The organism is Mesorhizobium sp. 2RAF45 (assembly GCF_052115225.1).
GTDB classification, from domain to species: Bacteria; Pseudomonadota; Alphaproteobacteria; order Rhizobiales; family Rhizobiaceae; genus Mesorhizobium; species Mesorhizobium jarvisii.
Window position 1 is genome coordinate 155420 of sequence record NZ_JBFRGG010000010.1, and the last position, 20487, is coordinate 175906.

Annotated in this window: 17 protein-coding genes; 11 read left to right on the top strand and 6 right to left on the bottom strand. The window is 64.5% G+C overall.

All coding sequences use genetic code 11. The features are described 5' to 3' along the window. Window positions 1-16: 16 nt before the first annotated feature. The 4 genes from AB4Z43_RS23670 to murA all read right to left on the bottom strand — a co-directional run bounded on the left by AB4Z43_RS23670 (window position 17) and on the right by murA (window position 4908). Window positions 17-1534, bottom strand: coding sequence for an ABC transporter substrate-binding protein (locus tag AB4Z43_RS23670; RefSeq protein WP_441939074.1), 1518 nt, complete (start codon window positions 1532-1534; stop codon window positions 17-19). A 148-nt stretch (window positions 1535-1682) separates the two neighbouring features. Further along, a complete protein-coding gene (gene murQ, locus AB4Z43_RS23675) occupies window positions 1683-2606 on the bottom strand; it encodes an N-acetylmuramic acid 6-phosphate etherase (RefSeq protein ID WP_038645216.1) in 924 nt (307 codons plus the stop codon). A gap of 170 nt (window positions 2607-2776) precedes the next feature. After that, complete coding sequence (locus tag AB4Z43_RS23680; RefSeq protein WP_202360473.1) at window positions 2777-3655, bottom strand: N-acetylglucosamine kinase; 879 nt, start codon at window positions 3653-3655, stop codon at window positions 2777-2779. Next, the gene (gene murA / locus AB4Z43_RS23685; RefSeq protein WP_441939075.1) at window positions 3652-4908 is read right to left on the bottom strand and encodes a UDP-N-acetylglucosamine 1-carboxyvinyltransferase; all 1257 of its coding nucleotides are present in this window, start codon (window positions 4906-4908) and stop codon (window positions 3652-3654) included. The genes AB4Z43_RS23680 and murA overlap by 4 nt, the downstream gene beginning before the upstream one ends. Before the next feature lie 164 nt (window positions 4909-5072). Between murA and AB4Z43_RS23690 the strand changes: the two genes are divergently transcribed. Beyond that, window positions 5073-5933, top strand: a complete 861-nt coding sequence (locus tag AB4Z43_RS23690; protein WP_038645222.1) for a MurR/RpiR family transcriptional regulator — start codon at window positions 5073-5075, stop codon at window positions 5931-5933. A gap of 4 nt (window positions 5934-5937) precedes the next feature. Here AB4Z43_RS23690 and AB4Z43_RS23695 read toward each other — a convergent pair whose 3' ends face one another. Together AB4Z43_RS23695 and AB4Z43_RS23700 are read right to left on the bottom strand one after the other, a co-directional pair. Then, window positions 5938-7293: a glutamine synthetase family protein gene (locus tag AB4Z43_RS23695; RefSeq protein ID WP_064983262.1), complete on the bottom strand. Its 1356-nt coding sequence runs from the start codon at window positions 7291-7293 to the stop codon at window positions 5938-5940. Window positions 7294-7580: 287 nt separating this feature from the next. Continuing rightward, window positions 7581-8279, bottom strand: coding sequence for a GntR family transcriptional regulator (locus AB4Z43_RS23700; protein ID WP_064983261.1), 699 nt, complete (start codon window positions 8277-8279; stop codon window positions 7581-7583). A gap of 391 nt (window positions 8280-8670) precedes the next feature. Here AB4Z43_RS23700 and ftsZ point away from each other — a divergent pair, with 391 nt between their 5' ends. The 10 genes from ftsZ to AB4Z43_RS23750 all read left to right on the top strand — a co-directional run bounded on the left by ftsZ (window position 8671) and on the right by AB4Z43_RS23750 (window position 20483). Beyond that, window positions 8671-9708 carry a cell division protein FtsZ gene (gene ftsZ, locus AB4Z43_RS23705; protein WP_019856808.1) on the top strand — a complete coding sequence of 346 codons (1038 nt, stop codon included), beginning with the start codon at window positions 8671-8673 and terminating at the stop codon, window positions 9706-9708. Window positions 9709-9888: 180 nt separating this feature from the next. After that, window positions 9889-10932 (top strand): substrate-binding domain-containing protein, encoded by a 1044-nt coding sequence (locus tag AB4Z43_RS23710; RefSeq protein ID WP_441939076.1) that lies wholly within the window; start codon window positions 9889-9891, stop codon window positions 10930-10932. Window positions 10933-10967: 35 nt separating this feature from the next. Further along, window positions 10968-12239, top strand: coding sequence for an ABC transporter substrate-binding protein (locus AB4Z43_RS23715; RefSeq protein ID WP_441939077.1), 1272 nt, complete (start codon window positions 10968-10970; stop codon window positions 12237-12239). A gap of 147 nt (window positions 12240-12386) precedes the next feature. Continuing rightward, window positions 12387-13232, top strand: coding sequence for a carbohydrate ABC transporter permease (locus tag AB4Z43_RS23720; protein WP_019856811.1), 846 nt, complete (start codon window positions 12387-12389; stop codon window positions 13230-13232). Between the two features lie 5 nt (window positions 13233-13237). Continuing rightward, window positions 13238-14074: a carbohydrate ABC transporter permease gene (locus AB4Z43_RS23725; protein WP_441939092.1), complete on the top strand. Its 837-nt coding sequence runs from the start codon at window positions 13238-13240 to the stop codon at window positions 14072-14074. A gap of 21 nt (window positions 14075-14095) precedes the next feature. Further along, window positions 14096-15136, top strand: a complete 1041-nt coding sequence (locus AB4Z43_RS23730) for an ABC transporter ATP-binding protein (RefSeq protein WP_069091610.1) — start codon at window positions 14096-14098, stop codon at window positions 15134-15136. A 22-nt stretch (window positions 15137-15158) separates the two neighbouring features. After that, the gene (locus AB4Z43_RS23735) at window positions 15159-16439 is read left to right on the top strand and encodes an MGH1-like glycoside hydrolase domain-containing protein (RefSeq protein WP_441939078.1); all 1281 of its coding nucleotides are present in this window, start codon (window positions 15159-15161) and stop codon (window positions 16437-16439) included. A gap of 123 nt (window positions 16440-16562) precedes the next feature. Continuing rightward, a complete protein-coding gene (locus AB4Z43_RS23740) occupies window positions 16563-17948 on the top strand; it encodes an SWIM zinc finger family protein (protein ID WP_240565003.1) in 1386 nt (461 codons plus the stop codon). Next, window positions 17945-19384, top strand: a complete 1440-nt coding sequence (locus AB4Z43_RS23745) for a DUF5691 domain-containing protein (protein WP_038645230.1) — start codon at window positions 17945-17947, stop codon at window positions 19382-19384. The genes AB4Z43_RS23740 and AB4Z43_RS23745 overlap by 4 nt, the downstream gene beginning before the upstream one ends. A 19-nt stretch (window positions 19385-19403) precedes the next feature. Continuing rightward, window positions 19404-20483 carry an ATP-binding protein gene (locus tag AB4Z43_RS23750; RefSeq protein ID WP_322418316.1) on the top strand — a complete coding sequence of 360 codons (1080 nt, stop codon included), beginning with the start codon at window positions 19404-19406 and terminating at the stop codon, window positions 20481-20483. Window positions 20484-20487 lie beyond the last annotated feature (4 nt).

Genomic DNA, 20487 nt, shown 5'->3' on the forward strand with positions numbered 1-20487 from the left:
CCAATGCCTGCCGAGGCTACTGCTGGATGGTAACCTTGCTCAGGCTGAACAGAGTGCCCGTCGGCGTCGGCACGAAGCCGGCGATGTTCTTCTGCTGGGCCGTGTAGCTATAGGAGGTGTAGAGCCAGATCCACGGCGACATCTCGGCGAGGTGCTTCTCGAATGCAGCGAAGATCGCCTTGCGTTTGGCCGGGTCGGTCTCGGCGCGCCCCTGCTGCAGCTGGCTGTCCAGCGTGTCGTCGATGTAGTTGGCTACCTTCTGCAGATTGCCGGCCTTGGTCCAGTAGCGGTTGTACATGGTGTAGGGGTCGGCGCGGCCGCCGTTGAGCGCGATCGCCATGTCGAAATCGCCCTTCAGCCAGGCGTCGACATAGACGTTGAGCTCCATCATCTTGATGTCGAGCTTGACGCCGATTTCGGCGAGCTGTGACTGGATGACCTGGGCCTCCGCAGCCGCCGTCGGCGGCTCGCCGGTGGCGCCGATCACTGTTGCCGAAAAGCCGTCGGCAAAGCCGGCCTCGGCCATCAGCTTCTTGGCCTTTTCGACATCGCGCTTGTAGCAGAACAGCTGGGTCGGATCGGTGGCGAGCGCCGGGATGGTCAGCGGTCCGGTGACCTTGCCTTCGCCGAGCGATGCGGTGTCCAGCACCTCTTGCCGGTCGATGGCGCAGGAGATCGCCTGGCGCACCTTGAGCTCGGTCATCGGCTTGCGCGACGGGTTGAGCTGCAGCACGTGATAGGCAAGCACCGGTACGCGATTCAGCTGCAGGCTGGCCTCCTTCGGCACCAGCGTCGCGACCAGCGGGTCGTTGAGCAGGGCGAAATCGATCTGCTTGGTGCGCATGGCGGCCAGGATCGCCGCTTCGTCGGGCAGCACGCTGATCTCGATGCCGTCGACACCGGTAGCACCCCCCGCCCAATCCTTGTTGGCGCTCAAGACTTCCTTGGCGTTGGGGTCCCATTTGTCGAGCTTGAACGGGCCCGAGCCGACCGCCTTGGTGCCGATCGAGCCGGCCTTTATCTCGGCTGCGGGAACGATGGCCGCGTTGACGTCGCTCATCGCCGTCAGGATCGGCACGTCGGGCTGCGACAGATGGAATACGACGGTGGCCGCATCAGGTGTGTCGATGCTGGCGATCGACAGGAAATTGGCGCGGGCGGCCGCGCCCGTCTTCTCGTCGAGGATGCGCTCGAACGAGGCTTTGACGTCAGCGGAGGTGACGGCCTTGCCGTCCTGAAATTTCGCCTTGGGATCGAGCTTGAAGGTCAGTTCCTTGCCGTCCTTCGAGAATTCCCAGGAAGTGGCGATTGCCGGAATGATCTGCAGGCTGGCATCGACGCGCACCAGCGGCTCATAGATCAGTTCCAGGAGCCGCAGCGACGAGAAGGCCGTTTGCTTGTGCGGATCAAGCCCGGTGGCGTCCTGCGACCACGCCATGTGCAGCGTCGCGGCCTGCGTCGAAACCACAGCCATGCCGAGCATCGCGGCAACCGTGATGCCCGACAGCAATGTTCTTGTGAGATGCCTTGTCATTTCCGTCTCCCATTATGATTTGACTTGATGCCTTGCAGTTTCCGCCGACCGCTTCCAAGACACACATGCTTCGGAGTATCGGCCCAGTCTATGCGGCTTCACGCCGTCTTGTCTAAAGCGGCTTGTTGTCGTCTTGTCCCGGGCGGCTTCATGCCGTCCCATCGCCGATTGCCTTTCGCAGGAAGCCTCCGGCCTTGCCGAGGGCAGTTCGCGCCGCCTCGACATCAAGGCCGGTGATCGTCACCAGTATCGCCAGCTTCACGTCATTGTTTGTCAGATGGAGTGCTTGTTTGGCCTGCTGCGCCGAACACCCGGCGGTCTGCATGACGATCCTGGTTGCCCGCGCCACCAGCTTCTTGTTGGACGGGTTGAGGTCCACCATCAGATTTTCATAGCTCTTGCCGATGCGGATCATCGAGGCGGTGGTCAGCATGTTGAGCACCAGCTTCTGCGCGGTTCCCGACTTCAGCCGCGTCGATCCGGTGAGCACTTCCGGGCCGACGACCGGCGAGATGGCGATGTCGGCGATGCCGGCAATGGTCGATGCCGGATTGCACGACAGGGCAACCGTGGTTGCGCCGACCTGCTTGGCATAGTTCAGTCCGCCGATAACGTAAGGCGTGCGCCCGCTGACCGCGATGCCGACCACCACGTCGTTCCGTACTAGTCCGATCTCCTGCAGCACCTTCGCGCCCATTTTCGGATCATCCTCGGCGCCTTCCGTCGACCGCACCAAGGCGTCCGGACCGCCGGCGATCAGGCCGATCACCATGCCCTCGGGCACGCCGAAAGTGGGCGGACATTCCGAAGCGTCGAGAACGCCGAGCCGGCCACTGGTGCCGGCGCCGATATAGATCAGTCGTGCGCCCTTCTGGAAGGCAAGAACGATCCGGTCGACGGCCGCGGCGATTTCCGGCAGCACCTTTTCAACAGCAGCCGGGACAAGCCTGTCCTCATCATTGATCTTGCGCAGCACGTCGATGGTCGGCAGCAGGTCGATATCCATTGTCCGCGGGTTGCGGCCTTCGGAAACCAGCAGGTCCAGCTCAGACATCAAACCTTGCTCGGTCATTCCAGCGCTTTCAAAAATTCTGCTGCCGGCGTCCGGCATGGCTCAACGGGCGCCAGGGCACACGGACGTCTGATCCGTCATCACAGTCTTTCTTTGTTAACTTTCTAGAATTTTATATTCGTATCGTCAACAGGAGATTGGAATATTTTATTCCTATCTCTTTGCTAAGCCTACAATAAGCGGGGCGATCTCTTGGCAAGGATGATCGCGCCGGATACGGCGTCGCCGTCGGCGGGCTTCAGGCGGCGCCTTACATCGGGCGAAAGCCACGGTTCGAGCGGGCTGGCGAGGCCACCCAGCAAGGTCACGCGAGGCGCGCCTTTTTCGAACAGCACCCGCACCAGCGTGTCGATCTGCTCGGCGGCATTTTGCACGATGCGCCGCCCGGCTGGATCGCCCTGGTCGGCATGGCGCATGACCATCGGCGCCAGAGCGGCGTAATCCGTGGCGCTGGCGCGATCCATCCAGGCGACCGCCGCCATCGGGTCACCCTCGAAACGTTGCATCACCTCCGCCAGCAGCGCCGTCCGCTCGTGCCGGCCGTCATGACCGCGCAACGCCATTTGCACGGCTTTCAGCCCAAGATGGGCGCCGCTGCCTTCGTCGGAGATCGGAAAGCCGTAACCGCCGACGCGCAGGTCACGCCCCTCGACAAAGCCGAGGCCGATCGAACCGGTGCCGGCAATGACGATGGCGCCGTCCTGACCGGAGTGCGCGCCCAGGCAGGCGCCGACGCCGTCGCTGACGAAATCGATGCTGGCGAAGGGATGCGCGATCGCCCGCAACGCCTCCAGCGCGCCCTTGCGGCCAATGCCGGCAAGCCCGATGCCGGCGTGGGTCCGAGCGATTTCGGTCGGTCCAAAGCCAGCCTCCTCGATCGCCGCGCCAAACGCTTTGGCAATCGAGGCCCAGGCCGCGTCAATGCCAAGCCGCGTCGTCGCCGGGCCGGACAAGCCCTGTCCCAGCACGTTGCCGTCCGCGTCTTCGATACGAGCCCGGCAGCCGGTGCCGCCGCCATCGACGCCGAGAAGATAGTCAGCGCCGCTCATGCGCTCAGCCGCTCGATGTCGGCGCCGCAAAGGCGGAGCTTGCGGTCGAGTTGCTCATAGCCACGGTCGAGATGATAGACGCGATTGATGATCGTCTCGCCTTCGCTCACCAATGCCGCCAGCACCAGCGACACCGAAGCGCGCAGGTCGGTGGCCATCACCTGCGCGCCATGCAGCTTCTCGCCGCCGCGCACCAAAGCCATTGTGCCTTGCAACTTGATGTTGGCGCCGAGCCGCATCAGTTCGGGCACATGCATGAAGCGGTTCTCGAAGATGGTTTCACGCAGCAGCGACGCACCCTCGGCGCAGCACATCAGCGCCATGAACTGCGCCTGCAGGTCGGTCGGAAAGCCCGGATAGGGTTCCGTCGTGAGATCGGTGGCCTTGAGCGACCGCTCGCGCGACACGATGAGCCCGCGATCGCCGGGCCAGACGCTGACGCCGGTGGCTTCCAGCAATTGCACCACCGAGGCCATGTGCTCGAGCCGGGCGTGTGTGAGCTCAAGCTGGCCGCCGGTGATCGCCGCGGCGATCGCATAGGTGCCGGCCTCGATGCGGTCCGGAATGATATCGTGCCGGGCCGCGTGCCAACCGGTGTCGCCGGCGATCAGGATGCGGTGCGTGCCGGCGCCTTCGATGCGTGCGCCCATGGCGTTGAGGCAAGCGGCGAGATCGGCCACCTCGGGTTCGCGCGCCGCGTTGAGGATCTCGGTTTCGCCCTTGGCGGTGGTTGCCGCCATCATGGCGGTTTCCGTTGCCCCGACGGACGGCGAGCTGAGCACGATGCGCGTTCCGGTCAGCCCGTTCGGCGCCGAGGCGACGATCAGGCCGTTCTCGACGGCGATCTTGGCGCCGAGTGCCGCGAGTGCGGCGACATGCATGTCCACCGGCCGCGCACCGATGGCGCAGCCGCCCGGCAGCGAAACCCGGGCGTGGCCGAACCGGGCGAGCAGCGGCGCCAGAACGAGCACCGTCGCGCGCATTTTGCGCACCGTGTCATAGGACGTTTCCTTCGAAACGGCGGCATTGGTGTCGATCGTCGCGGCATGGGCCGATCGCGTCACGTCGGCGCCGTGAAGCCGCACAACGCCCAGCATGTTCTCGACATCGGTCACATCAGGCAAATTGGTCAGTTCGAGCGGGTAGGGGCTGAGCAGGGCGGCCGCGATCTGCGGCAAGGCAGCGTTCTTGGCGCCGGAAATGGTGACCGCGCCTTCCAGTCTTCGTCCGCCGACGATCCGCAATCTGTCCATGGCTGAACCCTCGTATGGCGAAAGCCGGGCGGCGGTCCGGTCGCTCCGGAAGAGCCATTCGATTCCCGAACCTGGCCGGTTCGAGAATTAATTCTGCGTTCTTGGCTGTCAATCGAAATTGGAATATTTTATTCCTCCGAGCACCGAAGCGCTGCAGAGGGTCCATGTCCGTTCTCAAGAAGATCAATGCGAAGCTCGACGGCATGGCGCCAGGCGATCGCGAGATCGGCCAGTACATCGTCGACAATCCCGACCAGATGCTGCGCCTGTCGACGGCAGCGCTTGCCGCCGAGATCGGGCGCAGTCAGTCGAGCGTCGTCAAGTTCAGCCAGAAGCTCGGCTATGCCAGCTACCAGGAGCTCAAGCTCGCCGTCAGCGAGGCCAAGGCGCAGGACTGGCAGGTGCCGGCCGGCGTCATCCATGGCTCGATCGAGGTCGGCGACACCTATCCGGTCATCCTCAAGAAACTGATCGGCAGCAAACTTCTGTCGATGCAGCAGACCGTCGCCGCCAACAGCGAGCGCATCATTTCCCGGACGCTGGAACTGCTGGATGGCGCGCGCCGCATTCATCTGGTCGGCGTCGGCGCCTCGTCGCTGGTGGCGCGCGATTTCTCCTACAAGCTGATGAAGCTCGGCCGCAACGTGCTGCATGACAGCGACAGCCACATCCAGATGGCCAATGCCGCGACGCTCGGGCCTGGCGACGTTTTGTTCGCGCTCTCCTATTCCGGCGCCAGCATCGAAACCTTGCGCATCGCCGAACTCGCCGCCAAGCGCGGGACGACGGTGATCGCCGTCACCGGCCTGCACGACAATCCGCTGAGCCGGGTCGCCGACATCCGCCTCTACACCATCGCCGACGAGGAGCGCGCGCGCTCCTCCTCCATCACCGCGCGCGATGCGCAGCTGACGCTGACCGATCTGCTGTTCATCCTTTTGCTGCAGAAGCAGCCCGACGCCAACGACTATGTCCACAACAGCGAAGCGGCGGTCTCGGTGCTGAAGGCCGAGCGGTCCTCGTAAGGTCTCAGACGCTTTCGAGATAGGTCTCGATCTCGAAATCGCTGACGTTGAGAGCAAACGTATTCAACTCCTGGCGTTTGCAGGCGACGAAGGAGTCGCGCAGGATCGCCGGGAAAATCTCCGCCACATGTGTCCCGCTTTCGAAGGTGGCGATCGCCGAGGCCCAGTCCGGCGGCAGTTTGGCTGGTGCCGCGCCTTGGCCGTCGCTCCCGGTCGGCTCGCCCGGCGACATCTGCCTTTCGATGCCGATCAGGGCCGCGCCCAATATGGCGGCAAGCACCAGATAGGGATTGGCATCCGCGCCCGACACGCGATGCTCGATGCGGCGCGCCCCGGTCGGGCCGCCGGGAATGCGGATCGCGACCATGCGGTTCTCGTAACCCCAGGCGACCGCGGTCGGCGCGTAGGAGCGGGGGCGGAGCCTGCGGTAGGAATTGAAGTGCGGCGCGAACACCAGCGTGCTCTCGGCCATCGCCGCCAGCAGCCCGCCGACCGCGTGGCGCATCGTTTCCGAGCCCTGATCGGTGCCGTCGTCGAACACATTGCGCCCTTCGGCGTCCACCAGGCTGAAATGGACGTGAAAGCCGTTGCCGGCGCGGTCGCCATAGGGCTTGGCCATGAAGCAGGCGGCAAAGCCGTGCTTGCGGGCAATGCCCTTCACCGTGCGCTTGAACAGCACCGCGTCGTCGGCCGCCCGCAGCGCGTCGGCGACATGGTTCAGATTGATCTCGAACTGGCCGACGCCATTTTCGGCAATGGCCGTGTCGACCGGAATGCCTTGCGCCCGGCAGGCTTCGTAGACGTCATGAATAAAGGCTTCGAAATCGTCGATCTCATCGATCGACAGCGCTGCGTCGGAATCGAGACGCCGCCCGGTGACCGGTGACACCGGCCCGACCGGCCGCTGCGATTGCGGATCGACCAGATAGAATTCGAGTTCGGTTGCCGCGACCGGGGTCAGGCCGAGCGCCTTGTAGCGGTCGAGGATGCGGGCCAGCGCCCGCCGGGGATCGCCGAGATAGGGCGCGCCGCTTTCATCGGCGAGCCAGAGCGGGACAAGTGCCGTCGGATGCGCCGTCCAGTCCACCGGCAGAATGCCGCGTCCCGTCCATTGGCAGAGGCCATCGGCATCGCCGGTCGAGAAAACCAGACTGTTGCCTTCGATGTCCTCGCCCCAGATGTCGAGCCCGATCAGCGAATAGGGCATGCGCAGCTTGCCTTCCAGCGCCTTGCGGGCCTGCTCCACGGGGATGCGTTTTCCTCGCATGACGCCGTTGAGGTCGCACACCGCCGCCCTCAGGCTCTGTATGTCGCTTCTGCTTTCAAGCCAGCTCAGAACGTCCGCAATTGCATCGCTCAATTTTAAAACCTCTGGTTTTCGAAGGTGCCCAAGCCCTGCCGGCTGCGCTATCCCTGGTAAAATGCTTGTGAGTTTTCGGAAAGCCTATCCAGCCACTGCCGGATATTTTTCCTTATTTTTTCAAGTCACTAGCTGGGATGTCGGGAGGCATTTCAAAACCAATTGCGCGATCTGCGATCGCAACATAGAGGCTAGGAGGCGGAAAGCCAAGGGGTATTCGGCATGCCGGCTTTGCCGCCGGGCAGGCCTGATCGGCCTTTGGGTCGAGCGACTATCACCCGGCGATCCTAGCGCCCGGCGCCCGGAAATCTGGCCTGGCGCAGGATGTGCGCCGCGCCTTCTTCGATGTCGCGAACGATGGCCGCGCGAGCGCGTGCCGCGTCCTGCGCCTCGATCGCGGCGACGACTTCCTCGTGATAGTCGATGTCGAGGATTGAGGCGAGATCGTCCTCGAAGCCCATGGCGAGGTTCCTGAGGAAGGGGCCGACCTGCATCCAGACGGTCTCGATCAGGAAGATCATCTGCTCGTTGCCGCAATGGCGATAGATCGAGAATTTGAAGGCGTAATTCTTCCTGAGATAATCGTCGATATCGCCCTCGCGCGCCGCCAGGGTCAATTCGCTGCTGTGGCGCCGGATCGCCCGCAGATTGTTGCCGTTGATGCGTTTTGTCGCGAGTTCGGTCGCCGAGCCTTCGAGGATCGTGCGCACGGCGGTCAATTGCGAGAACCGTTCGGCCGAAATGACCGGCACCTCGACACTGCCGTTCGGCATCGGGCTCAGCGCCCGCAATGCCTGCAGCCGCATGAAAGCGCTGCGCACCGGCATGTCGCTGGTGCCGAGTTCCTTGGCGAGCCTGCGTGATGTCAGCTTCTGGCCCGGCGTGAACTGGCCGGACATCAGCGCCCGCACAAGCTCCAGATAGACCTTCTCATGCAGGGGTACGCTGTCGATGGCGCTCAACCCGAATTGTGTTCTGTCGGCCATTGGCGGGGGCGCTACTTCATTCGTTCTGAAATCTGGCCTGACGACGGCAGCCGCAGGTGATCCTGATTGGGCCGAGCACGGCGGGCGCCGAAGTCAGCGATATATCGGCGCATGATAGACGCCTCAATCGTTACGCGGCAAGCCGTTAGCAATGCGGCCAAGGGCAGGTCGCGCGGCACGATTCCGGCGCACGCGGTAGCCGCGTAGCGGTTTGCAATATCGCGATCACAAATCTTGACCTTGCGCGCACTTGCACGTCCGGCCGCTCTCTGGCTTTTTGGGGCACCCATCCGAACGGACTGATTCGCGTCATGCCGCTCGATTGCAATGTCTTGCAGACAGTCTGCTCGTGGGTCGTGAAGCGCGCGCAATTGGCGAAGGAGAAGCAGGCATGGCCGAGTTCAAGAAGCCGGAAATCTCCGAGATGAGGCCCAAGATCACCGTTATCGGTGTCGGCGGCGGCGGCGGCAACGCCATCAACAACATGATCGCGGAGCAGCTTCAGGGAACCGAATTCATTGCCGCCAACACCGATGCCCAGGCGCTGACCATGTCGAAGGCGACGCGGCTGATCCAGCTTGGCGCGCACGTCACCGAAGGCCTTGGTGCCGGATCGCTGCCTGAGATCGGCCGTGCCGCCGCCGAGGAATCGCTCGACGAGATCATGGATCATCTGGCCGGCACGCATATGTGCTTCGTCACCGCCGGCATGGGCGGCGGCACCGGAACCGGCGCTGCCCCGGTCATTGCCCAGGCGGCACGCAAGGCCGGCATACTGACGGTGGGTGTCGTTACCAAGCCCTTCACCTTCGAGGGCCGGCGCCGCATGCAGATGGCCGAGGAGGGCATCGAGCGGCTGCGCGAAGCCGCCGACACGGTGATCGTCATCCCGAACCAGAACCTGTTCCGCATCGCCGATGCCAAGACCACCTTCGCCGACGCGTTCGTCATCGCCGACCGGGTGCTTTATTCCGGCGTCAGCTGCATCACCGATCTCATCGTCAAGGAAGGTCTAATCAATCTCGATTTTGCCGACGTCAAATCGGTCATGCGCGGCATGGGCCGCGCCATGATGGGAACCGGCGAGGCGTCGGGCGAAAGCCGGGCGATGAAAGCGGCTGAAGCCGCGATCGCCAACCCGCTGCTCGACGAAGTGTCGATGAAGGGCGCCAAGGGCGTGCTGGTCTCGATATCGGGCGGCCGCGACATGACCCTGTTCGAGGTCGACGAGGCCGCCACCCGCATCCGCGAGGAGGTCTACGAGGATGCCGACATCATCGTCGGCGCTATCTTCGACAAGAGCATGGAAGGCCGCTTCAGGGTCTCGGTGGTGGCGACGGGTCTCGACCGTGCGCTCGGCGTGGGCGACGCCGATGCCGGCATCGCGCATGACCATTCCATGCCGTCCGCCGCAAGGATCTTGCAGTAGCTTTTTCTCTTCGAATTTAAGGGAGCCTCGGGCAGGCGGCCTGCGGAATGACGCAGGCGCGCTGCATTCGCTTGCGCTCCCCACTTTGGACAAAACGGCCATTCCTGACCGAATTTTAAAACGTTTGCATTTTTGCAAAAGGCAATTACAAACGTTTCAAACTCGCCTGAGGGAGGATCGATGACCACCCGCGTCATCACGCTGAAGGAGCTTGCGGCAAGCCTCGACCTGTCGATCACGACGGTTTCGCGGGCGCTTGCCGGCCATGAGCAGATTGCGCTGAAGACGCGTGAGCGCGTCGCGCAGGCGGCGCGCCAGGCCGGCTATGTGCCCAACACCGCAGCGCGCACGCTTGTCTCGGGCCGCAGCGGCTTCGTCGGCCTCGTCCTGCCGATACGCGGCCCCAATCTCGTCGATTCATTCCTCGGCGAATTCGTCACCGGGCTCGGCGAAGGGCTGGTGTCGCACGGCGCCGACCTGATCCTGGCCACGGCAGCGCTTGGCCATTCCGAGCTGTCGGTGCTGCGCCACGTCGTTGAATCCGGGCGCGCCGATGGCGTCGTCGTGACCCGCATCGCCGAGACCGACGAGCGCCTTGCCTATCTGCGCGAGCGTGGCTTTCCGTTCGTCGCGCACGGCCGGCTGCTCGACAGCGACTTTGACTACAACTGGCTCGACACGGATGGCGCGCACGCCTTCGGCGAAGCCTTCGACATGCTCTATGAGCTCGGCCATCGCCACTTCGGCCTGGTGACGATCTCGGAGGCGATGACCTTTCGCCATCTCAGGCAGGATGGCCTCGCCGCGGCCATCGCCCGGCGGGGCGACCCCTCGGTGCGGCTCGACGTGGTCACGGCGCCGCGCTTCGACCAGCAGGCGCGCATCGAGGCCGTCAACCGGATGTTGCGGGGCCCCGACAGGCCGACGGCCATCGTCGCTCTGTTCGACGAACTGGCGTTGACCGTGATGGAGGAGGCTGCCCGCGCTGGTTTCAGCGTGCCGCGCGAGCTCTCCGTCATCGGCTTCGACAACATTGCGGCGTCGGCCTATGCGCCGCCGGGCCTGACCACTTTCGACGCGTCGATCCGGCAATGCGCGCGCGAGATCGCCGACATGCTGCTCACTGTCATCGCCGGAAAACCCGGCAAGCCGCTGACGCGGCTGATCCGGCCGACGCTGGTTGCGCGGGCAAGCCATGGACCCGCACCGCAGACAAGAAGCTGACGCCGCCTGACGGCGCATATCCAGGGAGGAAGACCATGATGAAAGCGTTGAAGACACTGACCGGCGCCGCGCTGGCGTTATCGATCGCTTCGGGCGGCGCGCAAGCCCAGCAGGTGCTGTTCTGGTCGACGCAGGCGCGGCCGGTCGAGGAAACCCAGAAGATGCGCGACGAGGTGCTGAAGGGTTTCGACGGTCCCGTCGACTATCAGGTCGCCGAGGACGGTCCCTGGCTCACCCGCCTGCAGGCGGAATTGCAGGCCGGCTCCGGCACCATCGGCCTGCTTGGCGGCCTGCACGGCGATTTCTCCACCGTCGGCGCCAACCTTGTCGACCTGTCGGCTGTCGATGTCGGCGGGGTCAAGGTCAACGAGGCCTACAAGAAACTCGGCATGCTCGGCACCGGCGAACAGAAATATATGCCCTGGATGCAGGCCACCTATCTGATGGCCGCCAACAAGCAGGCGCTGCAATATCTGCCGGCGGGCACCGATCTCAACACCATCACCTATGACCAGCTGATCGAATGGTCGAAGAATATCGCCGAAAAGACCGGGTCGCCGAAATTCGGCTTTCCGGCCGGCCCCAAGGGGCTGAAGCATCGCTTCTTCGAGGGCTTTCTCTATCCGTCCTACACCGGTTCGATGGTCACGAAATTCCGTTCGGCCGAGGCCGAGACGGCGTGGAACAAGTTCAAGGAATTGTGGCAGTACACCAACCCGAACTCGACCAATTACGCCTTCATGCAGGAGCCGCTGCTCTCGGGCGAAGTCTGGGTGGCGTTCGACCATGTCGCGCGGCTCGCCGACGCCTTCAACAAGAAGCCCGACGACTTCGTCGCCTTCCCGGCGCCGGCCGGGCCTGCCGGTCGCGGCTTCATGCCGGTCGTGGCCGGCGTCGCCATTCCGAAGACCTCGCCGGACATGGACAAGGCCAAGGCGCTGGTTGCCTATATGCTGAAGCCTGAAACCCAGATCGCCACGCTCAAGGCGACCAATTTCTTTCCGGTCGTCGACGTCAAGCTGCCCGACGACATGCCGGCCTCGGTGAAGGCGTTCGGCCCGGCGATCGCCACCATGACCGCTGCACCCGACGCGCTGCCGGCGCTGCTGCCGATGGGGCTCGGGGACCTCGGCGGCAAGTTCAACCAGGTCTACACCGACAGCTTCGAGCGCATCGTACTCGGCGGCGAAGATGTCCATGGCGTGCTCGGCGAAGAAGCAGCGGCGCTCAAGGCGATCATCGACCAGTCGAAGGCGCCGTGCTGGGCGCCCGACAAGCCATCCGCCGGCGCTTGCCCGGTCGATTAGACCATGATCCCGAAAAGTGGAAACCGGTTTTCGGAAAAGATCATGGTCAAACAAAAGTAGGAATCCTCCCGAGGGGGCGCCCGGAGTTTGTTGCACTCCGGGCGCCCAGACTGCAGCACTCGACCGCAGCACGCGAAGGACACCACCATGCACGGCAAGGCTCTGCCCTATCTGCTGCTGATGCCGGCGACCTTGTTCCTGTGCATCTTCTTCCTCTACCCGTTCGCGCTGGTCGCCTTCGAGGCGGTGAGCCGCGACGGCGCCTTCACCCTCGACAATTTCCGCACCATGGCCGGCAGCTGGAAATTCCCGGTCACCGTCCGCAATACGCTGCTGCTGGCGGCCATCGTCGTGCCGATCCAGCTGGTCATGGCGTTGCTGATGGCGAGCGTGGTGTCGCGGCTGGAGACCGGGCGCAGCGCGGCCCTCTATGTCTTTGCAATTCCGCTCGGCATTTCCGATCTCGCCGCCGGCCTGATCTGGCTCGCCATCTTCGATCAGTCCGGCTTCCTCAACACGCTGCTTTCCAGCCTGGGCGTCGTCGACAGGCCGGTCATGTTCCTCGGCTACCAGAGCAAGCTGACCATCTTCATCGCCGTGGCGCTGGCCGAGATCTGGCGGGCCACGGCAATCATGATGGTCATCCTTGTTGCCGGCATGGGCCTGATCCCCAAGGAATATTACGAGGCGGCCGAGGTGTTCGGGGCAAGCCCGTGGCAGCGTTTCCGGCGTATCACGCTGCCATTGCTGCGCCCCAGCCTGCAGACGGCGATCATACTGCGCGTCATCCTCGCCTTCGAGGTTTTCGCCGTCGTCGCAGCCCTTGGCGGCACCAATCTGCCGGTGCTGATGGGCGAGACCTACAACTGGCAATTCACGCTGCAGGACCGCAATGTCGCCGCCGCCTCGGCGCTGCTCATCCTCGCCATCTCGATCGGCTTCACGCTGTTTTTCCTCAGGGTGCTGCGTGTGCCCAAGGAAGCACGGATATGAACGCCATCACCGAATCGCCGGTTGCGGCGACAGCCGACGCACGCAAGGCCGGCGACTGGCTGCTGGTCGCCACCGCCATCCTGCTTTGCGTCTGGGTGCTGCTGCCGATCTATCTCTTGATCGTCAACGCGCTGTCGTCGCCCGACCAGGTGACGGCTTTCCCGAAGCGCTTCTTCCCGTCCTTCGATCTCGGCAGCCTCTCGTTCTTCATCAATTTCGCCGGCGTCGCCCGGGCGCTGTGGAACTCGGTGCTCGTCGCCACGCTGACGATGATCCTGGCCATCGGCTTCGGCGCGCCGGCTGGTTATGCGCTGTCGCGCTTCGATTTTCCGGGAAAGAGCGCGTTCCGCTTCCTGGTGCTGATGACCCGCGCCTTCCCGCTGCCGCTTCTGGCGCTGCCGCTCGCGGTGATGTTCATCCGCACTGGCCTCGACGACACCGCCATCGGGCTGGCGCTGGTGCACACCACGCTGGCGCTGCCGTTCGCCGTACTGATCACCTTCTCGCTGTTTTCCGGCATTCCCGTCGAGCTCGAGGAGGCGGCCTGGACGCTCGGCTGCACGCGCTGGCAGGCGTTCCGCAAGGTGATCCTGCCGCTGGCGCTGCCCGGCATCGCCGCCTCGGCGGTGTTTGCCTTCACCATCTCCTGGAACGAGGTGTTTGCCGCCGCCGTGCTGACCATCGAGAACCGCACGCTGACCGCCTTCCTTTTGCAGAGCCTTGGTGAATCGCCGGTCTATCTCAAATTCGCCGGCGGCGCGGCGCTGGTCGTGCCGGCGCTGATCTTCATCTTCGCCGTCCGCAAATACCTTTTCGCCATGTGGGGGATCGCCAACCGATGACGCGTTATACGGAGACGGCCCATGGCTGAAATCGCAATCAAGGGCGTGGCCAAGCGCTTCGGCGGCTTCACAGCGCTGCATCAGGTCGACCTCACAATATCAGACCAGGAATTCGTGGTGCTGCTCGGCGCCTCGGGCTGCGGCAAGACCACGCTGCTGAGGATCGTCGCCGGGCTGGAGAGGTCGAGCCAGGGCGAGGTCTGGATCGGCGGCCGCCGTGTCGACCATCTGCCGCCGCGCGAGCGCGGCATCGCCATGGTGTTCCAGAGCTATGCCGTCTTTCCGCATCTGACCGTGTTCGAGAACATCGCCTTCGGCCTGCGCATGAAGAAATTGCCGCAGCAGGAGGTCGAGCGCCGCGTCAACCGCACCGCCGAGCTCATGCATATCGAGCAGTTGCTGAAGCGCTATTCCGGCCAATTGTCCGGCGGCCAGCGCCAGCGTGTCGCGGTCGCACGCGCGCTCGCCATGGAGCCCGACGTCATCCTGATGGACGAGCCGCTGTCGAACCTAGACGCGCTGCTGCGGCTGGAAATGCGCGCCGAGCTCAAGGGCGTGCTCGCCGCGTCGAAGACCACCACCATCTATGTCACCCACGACCAGGTCGAGGCGATGAGCCTTGCCGACCGCATCGCCGTCATGCATCAGGGCCGCATCGTCCAGGCGGCCTCACCGGTCGAGGTATACCGCAATCCGGCCGCGCGTTTCGTCGGTTCCTTCATCGGCAATCCGCCGATGAATTTTATCCCGGCGACCAAGGCCGCGAACGGCAGTTGGACCGTTGCCGGGCTGACGCTGCCAGGTCCCAGATCAGGCAAGCAGAAGCTCGAATTCGCCATCCGTCCCGAGGATGTCGACGCGGGCGGCGAGGGCTTGCACGCCACCGTGCGCGTCATCGAGCCGCTCGGGCCGCACACGCTGGTCACCTGCGATGTCGAGGGCGGCCTGTTCCGCGCCATCCTGGACTCCAACGCCAGCGTCCAGGTCGGCGATCACCTGCGCCTGGCGCCCAAACCCGACCGCATCCGCTGGTTCGATCCTGCAACCACCAATGCCCTTTGACATCGAAAGCCCACGAGCATCCATGACTGCTTCCGCCACCAGTGACATCATCGCCCGCGCCGTCGAGGTGCTGAAAGAGAACGACCAGGGCGCCTACACCGTCCCGACAAAGGGTCTCTACCCCTTCCAGTGGAACTGGGATTCCTGCCTGACCGCGCTCGGCCTTGCCCACTACGACGAGGCGCGCGCCTGGACCGAAATGGAGACCTTGTTCGCGCATCAGTGGCCGGACGGCATGGTGCCGCACATCGTCTTCCATGTCTGGAACGACGGCTATTTTCCTGGCCCCGAGGTCTGGCGGACTGGCCGTCCGACGGCGACGTCCGGCATCACCCAGCCGGCAGTCGCCGGCTTTGCCGCGCGCCGCCTGTTCGACCGGGCGAACGACAAGAAACTGGCTGCGGAGCGAGCTCGCGCATTGCTGCCGAAAATCGATGCCTGGCACCGCTGGTTCTATGAGAACCGCGATCCCAAGGGAGAGGGGCTGGTCGCTATCATCCATCCCTGGGAGTCCGGCCGCGACAATTCCATCGACTGGGACGATGCCTTCGAGCGCGTGCCGACCGAAGGCGTCGAGCCCTACACCCGCCGCGACACCTTGCACGCCGATCCGGCGCATCGGCCAACGCGCGAGCAGTATGACCGCTACATCTGGCTGGTTCAGCATTTTCGCGGACTCGGTTGGGACAATGCCAGGCTGCATGACGCCTCGCCCTTCCAGGTCGTCGATCCCGGCTTCAACGCCATCCTGATCCGCGCCGCGGCCGATCTTGCCGATCTCGCCGAGGAACTGGGCGAAACCGAAATTGCCGCGGCCAACCGCGCCCGCGCGCAAAAGGGCCTGGCGGCCATGGAGCGGCTGTGGAGCGAGGCGCGTGGCCAATACGTCTGCCTCGACCGCGTCACCGGCGATTTGATCGATAGCGCGTCGGTGGGCGGCCTCCTGCCGGCCTTCGCGGCCATCCCCAAGCCTCGTGCCGCCGCAATCGCCGCAACCGTCGAACGCCTTGCCGGCAAGGCACGCTATGTCGTGCCGTCGCATGATCCCGGCGATCCGCTCTTCGACGCCAAGCGCTATTGGCGCGGCCCGGTCTGGCTGGTGGTCAACTACATGATATCAGATGGCCTAGCCGCCGCCGGCCACGGTAAGGTCGCGCAACGCATCACCCAGTCCAGCCTGGATCTGATCCGGGAAAGCGGTTTTGCCGAATATTACGACCCTCTCACCGGCGAGCCGCTCGGCGGCGGCCGCTTCACCTGGACGGCGGCAATGGTGATAGAGTTTCTGCGCAACGCCAGTTGAGTGCTTGCAGCCCGCTGTATCGACCTCTATCCCTCTGCTGCTACAAGAATCCGTCATATCGGGCCATCTATACTGGCGACCGGAATTCGTTCGAGCGACGAGAGGCGCGGCTTGGAATTTGACTTGAAAACCATCGAAGCGCTCGCGCCCGACCAGGCGTCGTTGAGCGCGGCGTCCAAGTTGACCAAGCAATCGAACTGGCCACGGCTCGAAAAGAACGAAGAACTGGCGCTTATCTGGGGCGAATGCCAGGGCTCCGGCTCCAACCCCTATCGCGTCGTCGTCGACACCAGCGACCACGGCTACAAATGCACCTGTCCGTCGCGGAAATTTCCCTGCAAGCACACTTTGGCGCTGATGTGGATCGCCGCCACCGCGCCAGCGAGTTTCGCCGCCGCCGGCTCGACGCCGGAATGGGTGAACGATTGGCTCGGCCGTCGCAGGAAGACCACATCGCCGCCGGTTGCACCGACGCCCGGCGCGGCAGGCAAGAGCATCGGCGAGGCCTCGCTTAACGACGAAGGCGCCGCTGTCGAGGACGCAGCCGCGATCGAACGCCGGGAGACGGCGCAGCGCAAGCGCGCCGAGGATACGCGGTCCTCGGTCTCGGCGGCTTTGGACGAACTCGATCAATGGATATCGGATCAGCTACGGCTTGGTCTTGTAGGCTTTGTCGACAACAGCAGTGATCGGTGCCGCCGCATTGCGGCGCGGCTGGTCGACATGAAGGCGACGGCGCTTGCTGGCCGCATCGATGAGATTCCGTCCCGGCTGATGGGTCTGCGCAGCGAGGAACGGCCAGACGCCGCAATCCGCGAACTCGGCAAGCTCGTGCTGCTGGCCAAGGCCTGGCGACAGGCACCTGACGACGCCGAACTGAGGCGGCTGGTGTCCACTTCCGAAAGCCGCGAGCAGGTGCTCGCCAATCCCGACGCGATCCAGGTCGAAAGCCTCTGGGAGGTGCTCGGCGAAAAGATCGAGACGCGCCGTGACGGCCTTGTCAGTCATTCGACCTGGCTGCTCGACCTGAAGAGCGCCGCCCCGCGATTTGCTCTCCTGCTCGACTATTTCCCGGCCTCGGCCGGTCGCCGGTCTAACGCCTTCACGCCGGGCGATCGCTTCGATGCAACGCTCGTCTTTTATCCCGCGCGCCAGCCCTTGCGGGCGCTGGTTGCGGAGCGCAGGGGCGACGTCACGTCAGGGCAATGGCCGGATTTCGGCTTGGGCGCAGCCGATCCGCTCGCGGCCCATGTCGCTCACCAGGACACGGCCCCCTGGCTCACCGATTGCCCTGTCCTGTTGCCCCCCGGCGCGATCCTGCTGGACGATCGGGGGGACGCCTGGTGGCAATCCACTGACGATCCGCACGGCATCGCCTTGCCGATCGCCGATACCATCAGTCCCACGCTGCTTGGTCTCGACCTAGCGGCAACGGCAGCGGTTTGGAGCGGCGGCCGGCTTCATCTTCTGGCGGCGCAAAGCGGCTTCGGGAGGCTTGATCTGTCGTGAACGAGATCGAGCAGACAGGCCTTGCGACCATGCGCGATTGCTGGATCACCGGCGGAACGAGCTTTGAGCTGGCTCCGGCCACTTGGAAGGAGTTCGTCGCCGGTGCCAGCCCCGACGAGCGTGAGCGCCGATTGCTGGCGATCGCCGCACAAGCCCTCGAAATCGCCTTGCGGCCGGCCGCGCCGAAGACGCTGAAGCGTCGCCCGCCGCTGCCTGAACTCGCCTTGCCGATGCTGCCGGGGCGGCTGCGGCCGCTGTTGCGGGCGGCGCTGAAACACGCCGACGACGCAAGGGGCAAGTCGCGCGTGGTGGCCCTCGTCGCCAGCCGCGGCTTCGTGCTGCATCCGATGGACTGGATGCCGGCCGCGTCGGATCAGACCAGTCCGGATGTCTATGCACCCTGGATCGACTGGCAGGCGGGCGTCGACGGCGAAAAACGCACGAGCCGGGAGCAACTGACGGCTGAGAATTGGGACGAATTCTATCCCGCCGCGCGCCGCAGTGCGCTGGCCGACATGCGCCGCACAGCACCCGCTGTGGCCCGGCAACTGATCGAGACCAAGGGATCAAGCGAACCAGCCGAGATCAGGCTTGTGCTCATTGCGCTCATGCATTTCGGCCTGGGCGCCGGTGACGTGCCGTTCCTGAAAAGCCTGTCCGCCGACCGCTCCGGCAAGGTGCGCGAATTGGCCGGCCGGATGCTGGCGCGGTTGGGCGAGCATGGCCAGCCAGGCGATGGCGGGCCGGGAGATCCAACAGCCGAACTCGCCGCCTTCATCACGGAAGGCAAATCCGGCTTCATCCGCCGCCGCACCACCTACGCGCCGGCGAAGCTGAAATCCCCGGCGCAGGAGCGGCGCCGCGCCGAACTGTTCGAGACCTGGAACCTGATCGACCTCGCAGCGCGCTTCGGCGTCACCGAAGCCGACTTCATAGGCGCGTGGCAGTTCGGCGCCGACAACAATGTCGATATCCTAGTCTCCCGCATGGTCGCCGCGTCGGGCAGCGACGCTGCGGTCGCGCACATGGCCGACACGCTTGCCGCCGAGGGCGGCAAGCCGGCGCTTTTCGCCCTGCATTTGATGCCGCGCCTGGACAGTCGCAGGCAGCGGGACCTGATCAGGCTGATCTTGAAGGACACGTATTATCTCGGTGCGCTCAGCCTGGCCGAGGGCGTCGAGGCAGGCTGGCTGGACTGGGCCGACCTGACCAACGGCAAGACGCTGCCGGCACTGTGCGCTGCCGTCGCGGGAAACGATGAGGCCGCAAAGCGCGGCGCCGACCAGCTTCTGGAAACGCTGGGCTTTCTCGCCACCGCCGCGGCGTCGGAAAGATTGATCGGCGATGTCGTCACGGCCGGCATGGCGCCGGCAGCACCTTCTCTTGGTCTTCTGCGCCTCAACGCATCCCTGGCAGGGCCTTCAACCGACACATGATCAATCCGGAGAACAGCAAATGAACGCAGCCATCCGTCTTCCGGTCGAGCAGGCCTACGCCGCCGAATTGCAGGCGCTCGCGCGCAACGACGACCGGCAAAGGCCCGCCGGCTGGAGCCTGTCGCCAAAGGCGGTGCTGACTTACCTGCTTGGCGGAAAGGCTGACGACGGCACGCTGATAACGCCAAAATATGTCGGCCGCCGCCGGTTGATGGAAACCGCCGTGGCGACGCTTGCCACCGACCGCGCGTTGTTGCTGCTCGGCGTTCCCGGCACCGCCAAATCCTGGGTGTCGGAGCATCTCGCCGCTGCCATCATGGGTGACTCGACGCTGATCGTTCAGTGCACGGCCGGCACAGACGAAAACCAGATCCGCTATGGCTGGAATTATGCGCAGCTTCTGGCCAAGGGCCCGAGCCAGGAGGCGCTGGTGCCGACGCCGCTCTACCGCGCCATGCAGGACGGCAAGCTCTGCCGCCTCGAGGAACTGACGCGCATGGGTTCGGATGTGCAGGACACGCTGATCACCGTGCTGTCCGAAAAAATGATGCCGATCCCTGAACTCAACACCTCGATCTACGCGCAGCGCGGCTTCAACATCATCGCCACCGCCAACAACCGCGACAAGGGCGTCAACGAATTGTCCTCGGCGCTGAAGCGCCGCTTCAACGTCGTCGTGCTGCCCTTGCCCGAAGACATGGCGGAGGAGGTGGCGATCGTCTCCAAGCGCGTCGGCGAGATGGCCGGCGGTCTCGACCTGCCGGTGCCGAAGAATGTCGGCGAGGAGATTGCCCGCGTGCTGACCATTTTTCGCGAGTTGCGCTCCGGCGCGACATCGGATGGCAAGGTGACGCTGAAGACGCCGTCCGGGTCGCTGTCCACGGCCGAGGCGATCGCCACCATGGTTGGCGGGCTGAGCCAGGCGGCCTGGTTCGACAGCGGCAAGCTCGGCGCTGAAGGCCTGGCCGCCAGCCTTGTCGGCGCGATCGTGAAGGACCCGGTGCAGGACAAACTGGTTCTGGAGGAATATCTCGAAACCGTGCTCAAGAAGCGGCCCGACTACGCCGGCTATTACGCCGCCTTGAACGCCGCGATTTGACGTC

What these genes read in the sequence shown, in the direction of transcription:
- AB4Z43_RS23670 (WP_441939074.1), bottom strand. Translation starts at nt 1,534, where the DNA reads ATGACAAGGCATCTCACAAGAACATTGCTGTCGGGCATCACGGTTGCC.
- murQ (WP_038645216.1), bottom strand. Translation starts at nt 2,606, where the DNA reads ATGACCGAGCAAGGTTTGATGTCTGAGCTGGACCTGCTGGTTTCCGAA.
- AB4Z43_RS23680 (WP_202360473.1), bottom strand. Translation starts at nt 3,655, where the DNA reads ATGAGCGGCGCTGACTATCTTCTCGGCGTCGATGGCGGCGGCACCGGC.
- murA (WP_441939075.1), bottom strand. Translation starts at nt 4,908, where the DNA reads ATGGACAGATTGCGGATCGTCGGCGGACGAAGACTGGAAGGCGCGGTC.
- AB4Z43_RS23690 (WP_038645222.1), top strand. Translation starts at nt 5,073, where the DNA reads ATGTCCGTTCTCAAGAAGATCAATGCGAAGCTCGACGGCATGGCGCCA.
- AB4Z43_RS23700 (WP_064983261.1), bottom strand. Translation starts at nt 8,279, where the DNA reads ATGGCCGACAGAACACAATTCGGGTTGAGCGCCATCGACAGCGTACCC.
- ftsZ (WP_019856808.1), top strand. Translation starts at nt 8,671, where the DNA reads ATGGCCGAGTTCAAGAAGCCGGAAATCTCCGAGATGAGGCCCAAGATC.
- AB4Z43_RS23710 (WP_441939076.1), top strand. Translation starts at nt 9,889, where the DNA reads ATGACCACCCGCGTCATCACGCTGAAGGAGCTTGCGGCAAGCCTCGAC.
- AB4Z43_RS23715 (WP_441939077.1), top strand. Translation starts at nt 10,968, where the DNA reads ATGATGAAAGCGTTGAAGACACTGACCGGCGCCGCGCTGGCGTTATCG.
- AB4Z43_RS23720 (WP_019856811.1), top strand. Translation starts at nt 12,387, where the DNA reads ATGCACGGCAAGGCTCTGCCCTATCTGCTGCTGATGCCGGCGACCTTG.
- AB4Z43_RS23730 (WP_069091610.1), top strand. Translation starts at nt 14,096, where the DNA reads ATGGCTGAAATCGCAATCAAGGGCGTGGCCAAGCGCTTCGGCGGCTTC.
- AB4Z43_RS23735 (WP_441939078.1), top strand. Translation starts at nt 15,159, where the DNA reads ATGACTGCTTCCGCCACCAGTGACATCATCGCCCGCGCCGTCGAGGTG.
- AB4Z43_RS23750 (WP_322418316.1), top strand. Translation starts at nt 19,404, where the DNA reads ATGAACGCAGCCATCCGTCTTCCGGTCGAGCAGGCCTACGCCGCCGAA.